The sequence below is a fragment of the Cupriavidus oxalaticus genome (assembly GCF_004768545.1).
GTDB classification, from domain to species: Bacteria; Pseudomonadota; Gammaproteobacteria; order Burkholderiales; family Burkholderiaceae; genus Cupriavidus; species Cupriavidus oxalaticus_A.
In genome coordinates this window covers 424,345-438,701 of sequence record NZ_CP038635.1, presented here as the reverse complement: position 1 = coordinate 438,701, position 14,357 = coordinate 424,345, and the positions used below count along the sequence as shown (strand labels likewise).

Genomic DNA, 14,357 nt, shown 5'->3' with positions numbered 1-14,357 from the left:
GGCGATCCGGATCAGTGGCAGGCGCAGGCGCTGCCGCAACCGCCGGCGGCAGGCGCGGCGGCGGCGGTGGTGCTGGCCGAAGACGATTCGGCGGCGGCCGGGGCGCTGGCCGCTGCCGCGCCGGCAGCCGCACCGCCCGCGGCCGGCGCGCTGGTGCCGCCGCTGCCGCCGCGGAAGTCGGTCACGTACCAGCCCGAGCCCTTGAGCTGGAAGCCGGCCGCGGTCAGCTGCTTCTTGAACGAACCGGCGGCGCCGCACGACGGGCAGTCCGTCAGCGGGGCGTCGCTCATTTTTTGCAGCACATCGCGCCCGTGGCCGCAGGCGTCGCAACGGTAGGCATAGATCGGCATGGTGTCTTTTGGCGAGAAAACTACGGAAATCGGTACAAAGGCGGGCATCGCCGCCGGTGCCGGAGAGCGCGGAAACCCGCGCGCGCCGCCCCGCATGGCGATGCAAAGCCTTGAATTATAAACCGTTCTGTGGCTGGCTGATGACCGGAAATGGAGGGCTATCGGGGCCCTGCCTTGGGAGTGGCGAGGCGCCGGGTCAGGCGATATGCACTTCCTTGACCGGCGCGTGATCCGCGATCCACTGCGGCAGCAGCGAGCCGACCACCATGCCGCTGATCGAGAACATCAGGCCTACCATTTGCGGCGGGACCACCGCATCGGCGAAGGCGACCTCGCAGGTGAGCCACGAGGTCAGGCCCAGCAGGATCGCGGCCAGGCCGCCCTGGCGGGTGGCGTGCTTCCAGAACATGCCGAAGGCCAGCGGCACGAAGGACGACACCAGCGTGACCTTGTAGGCATTTTCGACCATATGGAAGATCGACAGGTGCGAGTTCAGCGCGAACAGCGTCACCAGCGTGGTGAACACCAGCACCACGCTCTGCATCACGCGCAGGAACTGCTTGTCGTCGAGATGGCGAAAGTACGGGCGCAGGATGTTCTCGGCAAAGGTCACCGACGGCGCCAGCAGCGTCGCCGAGGCGCAGCTCTTGATCGCCGACAGCAGCGCGCCGAAGAACATCACCTGGGCGAACATCGGGGCATGCTGCAGGATCAGCTGCGGCAGGATCAGCTGCGAATCGGTGTCGATGTACTTGGCCACCATGCCCGGATCGATCAGCGTGGCCGAATACGCCAGGAACATCGGGATAAAGGCGAAGCAGAAATACAGCACGCCGCCCAGCACCGAGGCGCGCCCGGCGATCTGCTCGGTGCGCGACGAAGTCACCCGCTGGAACACGTCCTGCTGCGGGATCGAGCCCAGCATCATGGTGAACAGCGCCGCGGCAAAGCCGATGATCTGCACGAAATCCAGCGCCGGCAGGAACTCGAACTTGCCCGCCGCGGCCGCGTGCGACACCACCGCCGTGACGCCGCCGGCCTGGCCGCTGACTTCGTAGCCGATATACACCATGCCGATCACGATGATGATCATCTGGATGAAGTCGGTGATCGCCACCGACCACATGCCGCCGAACAGCGTATAGACCAGCACGCTGGCAGCGCCGATCATCATGCCGGCCTCCTGCGACAGCGCGCCGTCCGAGACCGTATAGAACACCAGCCCCAGCGCCTTGATCTGCGCCGCGACCCAGCCCAGGTACGAGACCACGATGCACAGCGTGGTCAGCACCTCGGCCAGCCGGCCGTAGCGGTTGTGGTAGTAGTCGCCGATGGTCAGCAGGTTCATCCGGTACAGCGGCCGGGCGAAGAACAGGCCCACCAGGATCAGGCACAGCGACGAGCCGAACGGGTCAGACACCACCCCCGACAGCCCCTCCTTGAGGAACACGGCCGGGATGCCCAGCACGGTCTCGGAGCCGAACCAGGTGGCGAAGACGGTGGCGGTGACGATGTGGAACGGCAGGCTGCGCCCGGCGACGGCGAAATCGGTGGTGTTGCGTACGCGCAGCGCCGCCCACAGGCCGATGCCGACCGAGATTACCCAGTAGATGATGACGAACCAGATCAGCATGCCGCTGCCTATGCAGAAAGTGCCCTTGTGGCGAAAAACCGAATGCCGGGGCGGCTTGCGTGATACGTCAGGTGCGCCTGCCCGGAGTCCAATTCATCGGTCGGGGCCGCGTGAGGAGCTTCTTGGCGAGTTCCCGGAGCGGGAGCGCGCGGCAGGGCCTGCGGTCGTAGCCGAATCAAAACGCGGATTATAGCGACGGAGACCGGCGCGGGACAAAAAAATTCCCGGGTGGGGCAAATGCGCCACGCGGGTGCATCCGGAGCGCCACAACGGCTGGGAGCGAACGCTCAGCCGCCCAGCCGCCGCCACACCTGCCAGCGCTCCTGCCCCTGGAACACGGGCAGCGGCGCGGCCGAGGGCCGGTCTTCCAGGCGCTCGAAAGCGGTTCCCAGCAGCGCCGCCAGCTCGGCCTCGGGCATCGCGAAGGGCGGTCCGCCGCGGTTCTCGCCCACGTAGAAGTAGCCAGCCAGCAAGCCGCCCGGCGGCAGCAACTCGGCCACGCGGACGGCATAGGCGCCCCGCATCGCCGGCGGCAGCGCGCACAGGAAGGCACGCTCGTAGACCAGCTGGCATGGCGGCTGGGGCGTGAAGGCGAAGAAATCGGCCTGCTGCACCACCGCCCCGGCCGGACCCAGCGCGCGTTTGGCCGAGACCACCGCCTGCGCCGAAAAATCGATTGCCGTCACCGGCCAGCCCTGCTCGAACAGCCACGCTGCCTCCCAGCCGTTGCCGCAGCCCGGCACCAGCGTCGGGCACGGCGCGCGGCCGGCGATGAACTGGCGGAACTCCTCCGGCACGCCGCCTGCGTCCCAGGGCGTGAAGTGCTGCGCGAAGCGCTCGTCCCAGAATGACGGGTCGGCGGCGTTGCGCGTGCTGAACGCCGGGGCGGGCTTGGGCACGTCGGCCATGGGGACTGTCTCCTCGTTTGCCTGCTTACTCTTACTTATATAGCGGGTCGCTTGTCAGTAGCCGCCCCACGCCAGCACGTGCGTCAGCACGATGCCGGCGACAAAGCCGCCGACCAGCAGCAGCGCCGTGCCCAGCAGCCGGTTGGTGCGGCGCTGCTCGGCCACCAGCTGCGCCAGCAGCTTGTCCTGCTCGCCGTTGCCGGCCAGCGCGCGCCGCTCCAGGAACTGGTGCGCCAGCCGCGGGAAGTCCGGCAGCATCTTGGCCCACTGCGGGGCTTCCACCTTGACCCGCTCCCAGGCGCCCTTCCAGCCTACCTGCTCGTACATCCAGCGCTCCAGGAACGGCTTGGCGGTCTTCCACAGGTCCAGGTCCGGATCGAGCTGGCGGCCCAGTCCTTCGATATTGAGCAGCGTCTTCTGCAGCAGCACCAGCTGCGGCTGGATCTCGACATTGAAGCGGCGCGAGGTCTGGAACAGGCGCATCAGCACCATGCCCAGCGAGATTTCCTTCAGCGGCTTGTCGAAGTACGGCTCGCAGCAGGCGCGCACCGCGCTTTCCAGCTCTTCCACGCGGGTCTCGGGCGGGACCCAGCCGGATTCCACGTGCAGCAGCGCCACGCGGTGGTAGTCGCGGCGGAAAAAGGCGATGAAGTTCTGCGCCAGGTAGTTCTTGTCGAACTCAGACAGCGCGCCGACGATGCCGAAGTCCAGCGCGATGTAGCGGCCGAAGGACTCCGGCTGCACCGACACCAGGATGTTGCCCGGGTGCATGTCGGCATGGAAGAAGCCGTCGCGGAACACCTGGGTGAAGAAGATCTCGACGCCCTCCTCGGCCAGCTGGTGCATGTCGACGCCGGCCGCCTTGAGCGATTCGGTGCGCGAGATCGGGATGCCATGCATGCGCTCCATCACGAACACCGAGCTGCTGCACCAGTCCCAGAACACCTCGGGCACCAGCAGCAGGTTGGTGTCGGCAAAGTTGCGGCGCAGCTGGCTGGCGTTGGCCGCCTCGATCATCAGGTCGAGTTCGTCGTGCAGGTATTTGTCGAACTCGGCCACCACCTCGCGGGGCTTCAGGCGCTTGCCGTCGGCCCAGAAGCGCTCCAGCCAGGTGGCCATGTCGCGCATCAGCGCCAGGTCGCTGTCGATCACCGGCAGCATGCCCGGGCGCAGCACCTTCACCGCGACCTCGCGGCCGTGGTTGGGGCCGCCCTTGAGCGTGGCGAAGTGGACTTGCGCGATCGACGCGCTGGCCACCGGCTGGTGCTCGAAGGTGTCGAACAGCTGGGCGATCGGCCGACCCAGCGAGCGCTCGATGATCCTGACCGCCACCGCCGAGTCGAACGGCGGCACCTGGTCCTGCAGCTTGGCCAGCTCGTCGGCAATATCGGGCGGCATCAGGTCGCGGCGCGTCGACAGGACCTGGCCGAATTTGACGAAGATCGGTCCCAGCGCCGTCAGCGCGCGCCGCAGGCGCTCGCCACGCGGCATGTCGAGCTTGCGGCCGATGGTGATGACGCGCACCAGGAAACGGATCTTGCGGTTGCTGAAGCCGGACAGCACCAGCTCGTCCAGGCCGTAGTAAAGGATGACGAAGAGGATCTTGCCAAGGCGCAGGAGGCGGGTCATTCGGGAGTCTTCTCGGGGCCGGGGCGGGCAGTCAGGTTAGCGGTTGGCATGGGGTGGATGCGGCCGGGGCCGGACTCAGCGGTGCGGCGACGGCAGTTGGCCGGGTGCGGCGGGGTTGGCGCGCTCGAGCTTTTCCAGCCGCTTCTCCAGCCGGGCCAGGCTGTCGCGCAGCTGGCCCACGTCGGCGCCGAAGGCATCCAGCGCGGCGTGGCGCACCAGCGTCGGCTGCTCGTCCAGCAGGTAATCCGTAACGTTGTCGACCAGTGCACGGCCGATGCGCGTGGCCTGTTCGTGGACCTGGCGCGCGCCGCCGACCACGCGCTGCGCCACGCTGTCGCTGAGCGGCCCGCCCAGGATGCCGCGCAGCGCGAGGGACAGGTCTTCCTCGGCATCCCAGCGCAGGTTGCGGGCCAGCGCCGACACGGTATTGGCCAGTTCGGCATCGCCTTCGATGCGCACATGGCGCATGGCCGCGGCCTGGCCGCCCTCGGCGACATCGGCGGCAACCAGCGGCCACTGCTGCACCGGCACGCGCAGCGTCACCGCGGGGGCCTCGGCTTCCGGCGCCAGCTCGGTGCCACCGTGCTCGGTCACCTTCAGCGACAGCACGAAGGCGGCTGCATCGAAGCGGATCACGCGCCCGGCAAACGGCGCGAGCTGGTTGCGGGCCCACGGCTCCTGCTCGAGCAGGTGGTTCAGTGCCGAGACTGCTGGAGTGGCCAGGGCGGAAGGCAGAGTGTTCATGGCAGCGCGGGTTGGCTGGCTGGAAGACATGCGGGCATCCGGCGAGGTTGCACGCCAGGCGCCCAAATACAAAAAGGCCCACGCTTTCACGTGGGCCTCCATTCTAAGCTACTCCCCCGGGCGCATCACTCGCCACGGAGGCGCGGCATCACGACTCCTGCTGGATGCCGGCCAGCAGCCAGCCGCCGGTGCCGGTCGCCGGCTTGGCCAGGTTCCAGACCTCGGCGAACGGCTGCGCCGCCTCGCCCGCCTTCTCGCGGATCATGCCGGAGAAGCGCACGCTGGCGATATGCTGCGACGGCGTCGACTCGATGCCGAGCAGCTGGCCTTCCAGCGTGACCACGTCGGTCTTGTTGACCTCGGCGCCGCGCTCGGACAGGTCCATCTTGATCTCGGCGAACATTTCCGGCGTGGTGAATTCGCGGATGTCGTCGAGATTGCCGGCGTCCCAGGCCGCCTGCAGGCGCACGAAGTGGACCTTGGCGTTGCGCAGGAAGTTGTCGGTATCGAAGTCGGCCGGCACGCCCCACGGCTGCGGGGCCACGGCATCAGCTGCCACCGGCGCGGCCGCCGCGCCCGGCATCACCGGGTTGCTGGCCGGCGTGTTCAGCGGCTGGCGCAGCATCGGCTCGGCGCTGCGGCCCAAACCGCCGGCATTGCCGGCACCCGCCGCACCTGCATAAGCCGGCTGCTGGCTGCGCTGGCTGCCACCGCGGAACTTGCGGATCAGCCAGATCACCGCGAAGGCGACGATCGCGATCAGGATCAGGTTGGACAGGAAGCTCAGTGCCGCGCCGCCCAGGCCGAAGTGCGACAGCAGCCAGCCGATACCCAGGCCGGCGGCAATGCCGCCGAGGATGCCGCCCCAGTTACGCTTGGGCGCCGCGGCCGCTGCCGCGCCGGCCGCCCCGGCCGTGGCCGGTGCTGCCTGCTGTGCAGGTTGCTGCGCTTGCTGCGTGGGCGAGGTGGGTTGCGTCTGCTGACGTTGCGTCACCGATTCAGACTGCTTGCCAATGCTGCGCGAGCCGCCCATGCGCTTGGCCTCGGCGTCGAACGCCATCCCGACGGCTAGCGCCGTGACCAGCGACCCCACCAGGAATTTTCCACGAATTGACGACATATGCTGTTATCCCCTGTCAGATTCACCCATTTTAGGGCGAGCATGGCGATTTCAAGTGTTCTTAATACTTCCGCCCGACGTGGAGCGCCACCACTCCGGCCGTCAGATTGAAGTATTCGACATTCTCCAGGCCCGCATGTTCCATTAAGCGTACAAGTGAAACCTGGTCTGGATGCATTCTGATCGATTCCGCGAGATAGCGATAGCTGGGAGCATCCCCTGCCACGCGCTCGCCCAGCCAGGGCAGTACCTTGAAAGAATAGACGTCGTACGCCTTTTCCAGGGGTTTCCACACCTTGGAGAACTCCAGCACCATGACCTTGCCGCCGGGCTTGACCACGCGGCGCATCTCGGCCAGCGCGGCCTCCTTGTGCGTCATGTTGCGCAGGCCGAAGGCCACCGTGACGAGGTCGAAGTAGTTGTCGGGGAACGGGATCTTCTCGGCGTCGCACAGCGCCACCGGCGTGACGATGCCCTTGTTCAGCAGCCGGTCGCGGCCGACGCGCAGCATCGACTCGTTGATGTCGGTCAGCCAGACCTGGCCGGTCGGGCCGGCCTGCCTGGCGAACGCCTTGGCCAGGTCGCCGGTGCCGCCGGCGATGTCCAGGACCTTGTGGCCGGGGCGCACATTGGCCTGGGCGATGGTGAACATCTTCCAAAGCCGGTGCATGCCGCCCGACATCAGGTCGTTCATCACGTCATACTTGCTCGCCACCGAATGGAACACGCCGGCGACCTTGCCGGCCTTTTCCGTTTCGTCGACTTTCTCAAACCCGAAGTGGGTTTCACTCATTTCTCAGACTCCAGGGTGGTCGGGGGCGGCTCAATGGTGGTGGCCGCAACCGTGGCCGCCGGCAGCGCCGGCACCAGGCATGGGGGTATCGCGATCGACGCCGGCGGTTTCCAGGCGCTTCAGGTAGTCCTGCCACAGCGCGTCCTGCTGGTCGCCCAGCCGGTACAGCAGTTCCCACGAATAGATGCCGGTGTCGTGGCCGTCGGTGAAGCGGATCAGGATGGCGTAGTTGCCCACCGGCTCGACGGCATTGACGCCGACGTCGCGCTTGCCGGTCTGCAGGATTTCCTGCCCGGGACCATGGCCCTGCACTTCGGCCGATGGCGAATACACGCGCAGCAGTTCGAACGGCAGCCGGAAGCTGCGGCCGTTGTCGAAGCCGACTTCCAGCACGCGCGATTGCGTGTGGACGGTCAGTGCGGTGGGATGGGGGGTGTCTTTGTCCAGGCCAGCCATGATGATCGCGGCCCGGTTCACGGGCGCTCTGTAGGGGGGGAATCCGGCGCGGCGGCATGAGCGAGCGGCGCCCCAGGCGCCGCCTCGCGCCGCATCACGCTTCGCTTACAACCCGATAGCTTACCCCAGGCTCGCCGGCTTGCGCAGCCCGCGCCGCCTCCTCGTCCTGCGGCACATAGCGCAGGCGCCGGCCATGGAAGGCCGCGACCGTGCTGCGGTGCGCAATGCTGACGATGGCGGCATCCGGCAACGACTCCACCATCAGCCGGTACATCACGCCTTCGGTATCTTCATCGAGCGCGCTGGTGGCTTCGTCCAGGAACAGGTAGTCGGGCTTCTGCAGCAGCGCCCGCGCGAACGCCAGCCGCTGCTGCTCGCCCGGCGACAGCCGCAGCGACCAGTTGTCGAACACGTCGAGCTGGTCGGCCAGCGCCGCCAGCCGCGCCTGGCGCAGCGCCGCCTGCAGGGCTTCCGAGCTGTGCTCGGTACCGGCATCCGGGTAGGCCAGCGCATCGGCAAGGGTGCCGATCGGCAGGTAGCTGCGCTGCGGCAGGAACAGCATGCGCTTGCCCTCGGGCATGGTCACGGTGCCGCTGCCATAGGGCCAGATGCCGGCGAGCGCGCGGAACAGCACGCTCTTGCCGCAGCCGGACGGGCCGCTGACCAGCCAGCGCTCGCCCGGCGCGACCGACAGCGAGAACGGCGCCACCAGCGGACGCTGGCCGACGGCGCTGCCGCGCGCGGCGCGCACCGGCAGCGCCAGCGCGAGGCCGTCGATCACGATGCCCTCCTGCGGCTTGCCGGCATGCTCGACCTCGATGTCACGCGTGCCGCCGGGGGCCATGTCCTGGCGCTCGGCCACGCGGATCGCTTCCTGGAAATCGATCAGGCGGTTGGCTGCGGCCTTCCAGCCCACCAGCGTGGCATAGCTGTCGACGAACCACGACAGCGCCCCCTGCACCTGCCCGAACGCGGAACTGGTCTGCATCAGTCCGCCCAGCGTCATCTTGCCGGCGAAGTAGCGCGGCGCCGCCACCAGGATCGGGAAGATGATGGCGAACTGCGCATAGCCGGAACTGACAAAGGTCAGCCGCCGCGTATAGCGCATCAGCTGGTTCCAGTTGGCGCGGATGCGGTCGAAGCGCGCACGCAGGCCGGCCTGCTCGGTCGGCTCGCCGCGGTACAGCGCCACCGGCTCGCTGTTCTCGCGCAGGCGCACCAGCGTGAAACGGAAATCCGCTTCGTACTGTTCCTGCTGGAAGTTCAGCCCGATCAGCGGGCGCCCTACCAGATGCGCCACCAGCGAGCCGATCACCGCATAGCCGGCCGCGAACCACACCATGTAGCCGGGGATGGTCCATTCCCTGCCGCCCAGCGCAAAGCTGATCGGCCCCGACACCGCCCACAGGATGCCGACGAAGGACAGCAGCGTCACCACCGAGTTGAGCAGCCCCAGCGACAGCGACAGCGCGCCGTCGGTGAACAGGCGCAGGTCGTCGGCAATCCGCTGGTCGGGGTTGTCGGTGGCGCGGGTCTGTTCGATGCGGTAGTAGGCCTGGTGCCCGAGCCAGTGGCCCATGAAGCGGCCGGTCATCCAGGTACGCCAGCGCATCTGCAGCATCATGGTGTAGTACTGGCGCGAGATCGCCGCCACGATGAAGAACGCCGCGATCCACGAGAAGCGCAGCAGCAGCACCTTGAACGAGGCGTAGTCGCGCTGCTCCAGCGCGTTGTAGAACACGCGGTTCCATTCGTTGAGCAGCACGTTGATATAGACGATGCCCAGGTTGAGCACGACCACCAGCGCGAGCAGGCCGAGGCCGGCGACGCGGTCGTCGGATTTCCAGTAGGGCTTGATCAGCGCCCAGGTCGCGGCCATGCGCAGCCGGCTCTGGATCTTGAGGGCTTTGGCCGGGACGGCCGGGCCCGGTACGGTGACGGAAGTGGGGGTCGAGGACATAGCGGCAGCTTTCTGGCCCGCCAGCGGGTTGCATGGCCGGGCATGTTGTTCTCGTGCCGCGGCGCGCGGGCGCGACCGCGGCGGCAACAGCATTCAGACGGTTGCTGGCCGGCGCGGGTTCCGCGCCCGCCTTCAGGCGTCGTCGGCTTCGATCAGCGAAAGTGCCGTACGCAGCGCCGGCAGCCGGCTGGCCAGCTCCTGCACGCGCACGCTGTCCGCCGCGCGCTGCGGCGCCGCCCAGATCGCCTCGGGGAAATGCGTGTCCCAGCGGTAGCGCGGGACGATGTGCCAGTGCAGGTGCGGCACCATATTGCCGAACGCCGCCAGGTTGACCTTGTCGGGCGCCATCACCTCGCGCACCACCCGCTCCACGCGCGCCACCAGCCGCATCAGCCAGGCCTGGTCGGCCTCGTCCAGGTCGGTCAGCTCGGCCACGTGGTCGTTCCAGACGATGCGGCAGAATCCGGGAAAGCGGTCATGCTCGACCAGGATCAGGCGGGCGCGGTCGCCCATCCAGACCAGTTCGCCGCCGTCGGTTTCGCAGAGGGGGCAGTTGGGGCTCTTGATCATGCGGCGCATTACCTTTCGTGCTGCGTGTTTTCTCCCCTCTCCCGCTCGCGGGAGAGGGGAGAAAACCGGTGGCAAAGTCAACGTCGTCAGGCCTTACACCAGCACCCGCTCAATCCCACCCGCATTGGCCTTGGCCACGTACTCAGGCATCCAGTTCTCGCCCAGCAGGTGCTTGGCCATCTCGATCACGATGTAATCCGCCTGCACCGACGCATCTTCCTTGTAGCGCGACAGGCCCTGCAGGCACGACGGGCAGCTGGTCAGGATCTTGACGTCGCCGGTAAAGCCGTCGGCACGCAGCTTGTCGGCGCCCTTGGTCATTTCCTCTTCCTTGCGGAAGCGGACCTGCGTCGAAATGTCAGGACGCGTCACCGCCAGCGTGCCCGACTCGCCGCAGCAGCGCTCGTTCTTCTCGATCTTGCCCAGCCCCGCGTTGCCGCCCATCAGGTCGTTGACCAGCTTGGTCGGGTCCATGGTCTTGATCGGGGTGTGGCAGGGATCGTGGTACATGTAGCGCGTACCGGTCACGCCCTCCAGCTTGACGCCCTTCTCCAGCAGGTACTCGTGGATGTCGATGATGCGGCAGCCGGGGAAGATCTTCTCGAATTCATACCCGGCGAGCTGGTCGTAGCAGGTGCCGCAGCTGACCACCACGGTCTTGATGTCGAGGTAGTTCAGCGTGTTGGCCACGCGGTGGAACAGCACGCGGTTGTCGGTGACGATCTTCTCGGCCTTGTCGTACTGGCCGGTGCCGCGCTGCGGATAGCCGCAGCACAGGTAGCCCGGCGGCAGCACGGTCTGCACGCCGACGTGCCACAGCATCGCCTGCGTCGCCAGGCCGACCTGCGAGAACAGCCGCTCCGAGCCGCAGCCCGGGAAGTAGAACACCGCTTCCGATTCCGGCGTGGTCGCCTTCGGGTCGCGGATGATCGGCACGATCTCGTTGTCTTCGATGTCGAGCAGCGCGCGCGCGGTCTTCTTGGGCAGGTTGCCCGGCATCTTCTTGTTGATGAAGTGGATCACCTGCTCGCGCACCGGCGGCTTGCCCACGGTGGCGGGCGGATGCGCGGTCTGCTTCTTCGCCAGCTTCTTCAGCACCTCGTTGCCCAGGCGCTGCGCCTTGTAGCCCCAGTCGATCATGACCTTGCGGGTCAGGTTGATGGTCTCGGGGTTGGTGGCGTTGAGGAAGAACATGGACGCCGCGGTGCCGGGGTTGAACTTCTTCTGCCCCATCTTGCGCAGCAGGTTGCGCATGTTCATCGAGACGTCGCCGAAGTCGATCTTGACCGGGCACGGCGTCACGCACTTGTGGCACACCGTGCAGTGGTCGGCCACGTCGGAGAACTCGTCCCAGTGCTTGACCGAGATGCCGCGGCGGGTCTGCTCTTCATACAGGAAGGCCTCGACCAGCAGCGAGGTCGCCAGGATCTTGTTGCGCGGGCTGTACAGCAGGTTGGCGCGCGGCACATGCGTGGCGCACACCGGCTTGCACTTGCCGCAGCGCAGGCAGTCCTTGACGCTTTCGGCAATGGCGCCGATGTCGCTCTGCTGCATGATCAGCGACTCATGCCCCATCAGGCCGAACGACGGCGTATAGGCATTGCGCAGGTCGGCGCCCGGCAGCAGCTTGCCCTTGTTGAAGCGGCCCTGCGGGTCGACCTTCTGCTTGTAGGCGCGGAAGTCGCCGATCTCTTCCTCGGTCAGGAACTCCAGCTTGGTGATGCCGATGCCGTGCTCGCCCGAGATCACGCCGTCCAGCGAACGCGCCAGGTCCATGATGCGGGCCACCGCGCGGTGCGCGTCCTGCAGCATGTCGTAGTCGTCGGAGTTGACCGGGATGTTGGTGTGCACGTTGCCGTCGCCGGCATGCATGTGCAGCGCCACGAAGACGCGGCCGCGCAGCACCTGCTTGTGGATCTTCTGGGCTTCGTCCAGGATCGGCTTGAATTCGCCGCCGTTGAAGATCTTGCGCAGCTCGGCGCGGATCTCGTTTTTCCACGACACGCGGATGGTGCGGTCCTGCAGCAGGTGGAACACGCTGGCGTCCGGCTGCTGGTGCAGCCGTGCCTCGAATTCCTGCCCCAGCAGGCCCAGCCCGTGTCCGATCAGCGAGGCCCTGGCCTGCGCCAGCGGCGTGTCGAGGTGATCTTGCAGATAGCGCCAGCGCGCGCGGATCTCGCGCAGCAGCGTCAGCGCGTGCTGCACGCGGTCTTCCAGCAGCTCGGCGCTGGGGATCTCGTTGGCGTCGTCGCTGCGGCCCAGCGGCAGGTTGCCACGCGCGAAGAACGCTTCCAGCGCGTCGACCAGCTGCAGCTTGCTCTTGATCGACAGCTCGATATTGATGCGCTCGATGCCGTCGGTGTACTCGCCCATGCGGTTGAGGGGGATCACCACGTCTTCGTTGATCTTGAAGGCGTTGGTGTGCCTGGCGATCGCGGCGGTGCGCGAGCGGTCGAGCCAGAACTTCTTGCGCGCCTCGGGGCTGACGGCGATAAAGCCTTCGCCGCTCTTGCCGTTGGCCATGCGGATCACTTCCGAGGTGGCGCGCGCCACGGCGTCTTCATCGTCGCCGACGATGTCGCCGATCAGCACCATCTTCGGGAAGGCGTTGCGCTTGCTCTTGGTGGCGTAGCCCACCGCGCGCAGGTAACGCTCGTCCAGGTGCTCCAGGCCGGCCAGGATGGCGCCGCCGGGCTTGCGCGTCTCGGCATCGAGGAAGTCCTTGATCTCGACGATGCTGGGGATGGCGTCGCGCGCCTGGCCGAAGAACTCCAGGCACACGGTGCGGATGAACTTCGGCATGCGATGCAAAATCCAGCGCGCGCTGGTGATGATGCCGTCGCAGCCTTCCTTCTGCACGCCGGGCAGGCCGGCCAGGAACTTGTCGGTGACGTCCTTGCCCAGGCCTTCCTTGCGGAACTTGCGGCCTTCGATGGCGAGCGTCTCGGTGCGCAGCACCTTCTCGCCCGGGGCGCGATTGCCGTCCGACCACTTCAGCTCGAAGGTGGCCACCGGCACGTCGTGGATCTTGCCCAGGTTGTGGTCGAGCCGGGCGATTTCCAGCCAGTTGCCTTCCGGGTCCACCATGCGCCACCAGGCCAGGTTGTCGAGCGCGGTGCCCCACAGCACGGCCTTCTTGCCGCCGGCGTTCATGGCGACATTGCCGCCGATGCAAGACGCGTCGATCGAGGTCGGGTCGACCGCGAACACCAGGCCCGCCTTGTCTGCGGCATCGGCCACGCGGCGCGTCACCACGCCGGCGCCGGAGAAGATGGTCGCCACCTTGTGCGACACGCCCGGCAGGTCGGTCTGCTCGACCGGCCCCAGCTGCTCCAGCTTCTCGGTATTGATCACCGCGCTCATCGGCGTCAGCGGCACGGCGCCGCCGGTATAGCCGGTGCCGCCCCCGCGCGGGATGATGGTCAGGCCGAGCTCGAAGCAGCCCTTGACCAGGCCGGCGATCTCTTCCTCGGTATCCGGCGTCAGCACCACGAACGGGTATTCCACGCGCCAGTCGGTGGCGTCGGTCACGTGCGACACGCGCGACAGGCCATCGAACTTGATGTTGTCCTTCTGCGTGACGCGGCCCAGCACGCGCTGCGCGCGCTTGCGCAGGTCGTAGGCGGCGGCGAACTCGTTCTTGAAGTCCTCGATCGCCTGCTTGGCGAAGGCGACCAGTTGCTCCACGCGGTGCGAACGGTCTTCGGCGGCGGGCTCGGCGTGCTCGGCACGGTCGGCGGCGCGGCGCTTCTCGATCTCGTTCAGGCGGTGGTGCAGCGCGCTGACCAGCATCTGGCGGCGCTTTGGATTTTCCAGCAGGTCGTCCTGCAGGTAGGGATTGCGGCGAACCACCCAGATATCGCCCAGCACCTCGTACAGCATGCGGGCCGAGCGGCCGGTGCGGCGCTCGCTGCGCAGCTCGTCCAGGATGCGCCAGGCCTCTTCGCCCAGCAGGCGGATGACAATCTCGCGGTCCGAGAAGGACGTGTAGTTATAAGGAATTTCACGCAGGCGCGGCGGGGCGTCCTGCGCGGCGAGCTTGGCGTCGAGCACGAGTGGGGCGTTCATGGAGGGGACCGCTTCCTGCTGCGCACGGGGACAGTGCGCGAATCGTTCATTAAAGGGCGATTGTACTGCAAGGCCCGGTTTCGCCGCACCGCAACAAAGCGGAATCCTTGTGGGAACAAGGGATTA

Annotated in this window: 11 protein-coding genes; all 11 read right to left on the bottom strand. The window is 67.2% G+C overall.

The window, feature by feature from the left end; translation table 11 throughout:
* Positions 1 to 11 precede the first annotated feature (11 nt).
* Complete coding sequence (locus E0W60_RS12840; RefSeq protein WP_135704428.1) at positions 12 to 350, bottom strand: FmdB family zinc ribbon protein; 339 nt, start codon at positions 348 to 350, stop codon at positions 12 to 14.
* A gap of 196 nt (positions 351 to 546) precedes the next feature.
* Positions 547 to 1,983 carry a sodium:solute symporter family protein gene (locus E0W60_RS12835; RefSeq protein ID WP_135704426.1) on the bottom strand — a complete coding sequence of 479 codons (1,437 nt, stop codon included), beginning with the start codon at positions 1,981 to 1,983 and terminating at the stop codon, positions 547 to 549.
* Between the two features lie 287 nt (positions 1,984 to 2,270).
* Positions 2,271 to 2,891 carry a methyltransferase domain-containing protein gene (locus E0W60_RS12830; protein ID WP_135704424.1) on the bottom strand — a complete coding sequence of 207 codons (621 nt, stop codon included), beginning with the start codon at positions 2,889 to 2,891 and terminating at the stop codon, positions 2,271 to 2,273.
* Between the two features lie 54 nt (positions 2,892 to 2,945).
* Complete coding sequence (ubiB, locus tag E0W60_RS12825; RefSeq protein WP_133093698.1) at positions 2,946 to 4,520, bottom strand: ubiquinone biosynthesis regulatory protein kinase UbiB; 1,575 nt, start codon at positions 4,518 to 4,520, stop codon at positions 2,946 to 2,948.
* Between the two features lie 75 nt (positions 4,521 to 4,595).
* Complete coding sequence (locus tag E0W60_RS12820) at positions 4,596 to 5,264, bottom strand: ubiquinone biosynthesis accessory factor UbiJ (RefSeq protein ID WP_135704422.1); 669 nt, start codon at positions 5,262 to 5,264, stop codon at positions 4,596 to 4,598.
* Between the two features lie 148 nt (positions 5,265 to 5,412).
* On the bottom strand, positions 5,413 to 6,384 hold the full coding sequence (locus E0W60_RS12815) for a Tim44 domain-containing protein (protein WP_133093696.1): 972 nt from the start codon (positions 6,382 to 6,384) through the stop codon (positions 5,413 to 5,415).
* 61 nt (positions 6,385 to 6,445) lie between these two features.
* The gene (ubiE, locus tag E0W60_RS12810; RefSeq protein ID WP_133093695.1) at positions 6,446 to 7,177 is read right to left on the bottom strand and encodes a bifunctional demethylmenaquinone methyltransferase/2-methoxy-6-polyprenyl-1,4-benzoquinol methylase UbiE; all 732 of its coding nucleotides are present in this window, start codon (positions 7,175 to 7,177) and stop codon (positions 6,446 to 6,448) included.
* Positions 7,178 to 7,207: 30 nt separating this feature from the next.
* Positions 7,208 to 7,633: a gamma-butyrobetaine hydroxylase-like domain-containing protein gene (locus E0W60_RS12805; RefSeq protein WP_133094203.1), complete on the bottom strand. Its 426-nt coding sequence runs from the start codon at positions 7,631 to 7,633 to the stop codon at positions 7,208 to 7,210.
* Between the two features lie 94 nt (positions 7,634 to 7,727).
* Positions 7,728 to 9,593: an ABC transporter ATP-binding protein/permease gene (locus tag E0W60_RS12800; RefSeq protein ID WP_133093694.1), complete on the bottom strand. Its 1,866-nt coding sequence runs from the start codon at positions 9,591 to 9,593 to the stop codon at positions 7,728 to 7,730.
* A gap of 132 nt (positions 9,594 to 9,725) precedes the next feature.
* Positions 9,726 to 10,163 (bottom strand): HIT family protein, encoded by a 438-nt coding sequence (locus E0W60_RS12795; RefSeq protein WP_135704420.1) that lies wholly within the window; start codon positions 10,161 to 10,163, stop codon positions 9,726 to 9,728.
* A 93-nt stretch (positions 10,164 to 10,256) separates the two neighbouring features.
* Positions 10,257 to 14,231 carry a DUF3683 domain-containing protein gene (locus E0W60_RS12790; RefSeq protein ID WP_133093692.1) on the bottom strand — a complete coding sequence of 1,325 codons (3,975 nt, stop codon included), beginning with the start codon at positions 14,229 to 14,231 and terminating at the stop codon, positions 10,257 to 10,259.
* Positions 14,232 to 14,357 lie beyond the last annotated feature (126 nt).

Coding starts and splice junctions, on each gene's coding strand:
- E0W60_RS12830 (WP_135704424.1), bottom strand. CDS start 2,891: ATGGCCGACGTGCCCAAGCCCGCCCCGGCGTTCAGCACGCGCAACGCC.
- E0W60_RS12790 (WP_133093692.1), bottom strand. CDS start 14,231: ATGAACGCCCCACTCGTGCTCGACGCCAAGCTCGCCGCGCAGGACGCC.
- ubiB (WP_133093698.1), bottom strand. CDS start 4,520: ATGACCCGCCTCCTGCGCCTTGGCAAGATCCTCTTCGTCATCCTTTAC.
- E0W60_RS12805 (WP_133094203.1), bottom strand. CDS start 7,633: ATGGCTGGCCTGGACAAAGACACCCCCCATCCCACCGCACTGACCGTC.
- E0W60_RS12815 (WP_133093696.1), bottom strand. CDS start 6,384: ATGTCGTCAATTCGTGGAAAATTCCTGGTGGGGTCGCTGGTCACGGCG.
- ubiE (WP_133093695.1), bottom strand. CDS start 7,177: ATGAGTGAAACCCACTTCGGGTTTGAGAAAGTCGACGAAACGGAAAAG.
- E0W60_RS12795 (WP_135704420.1), bottom strand. CDS start 10,163: ATGATCAAGAGCCCCAACTGCCCCCTCTGCGAAACCGACGGCGGCGAA.
- E0W60_RS12800 (WP_133093694.1), bottom strand. CDS start 9,593: ATGTCCTCGACCCCCACTTCCGTCACCGTACCGGGCCCGGCCGTCCCG.
- E0W60_RS12820 (WP_135704422.1), bottom strand. CDS start 5,264: ATGAACACTCTGCCTTCCGCCCTGGCCACTCCAGCAGTCTCGGCACTG.
- E0W60_RS12835 (WP_135704426.1), bottom strand. CDS start 1,983: ATGCTGATCTGGTTCGTCATCATCTACTGGGTAATCTCGGTCGGCATC.
- E0W60_RS12840 (WP_135704428.1), bottom strand. CDS start 350: ATGCCGATCTATGCCTACCGTTGCGACGCCTGCGGCCACGGGCGCGAT.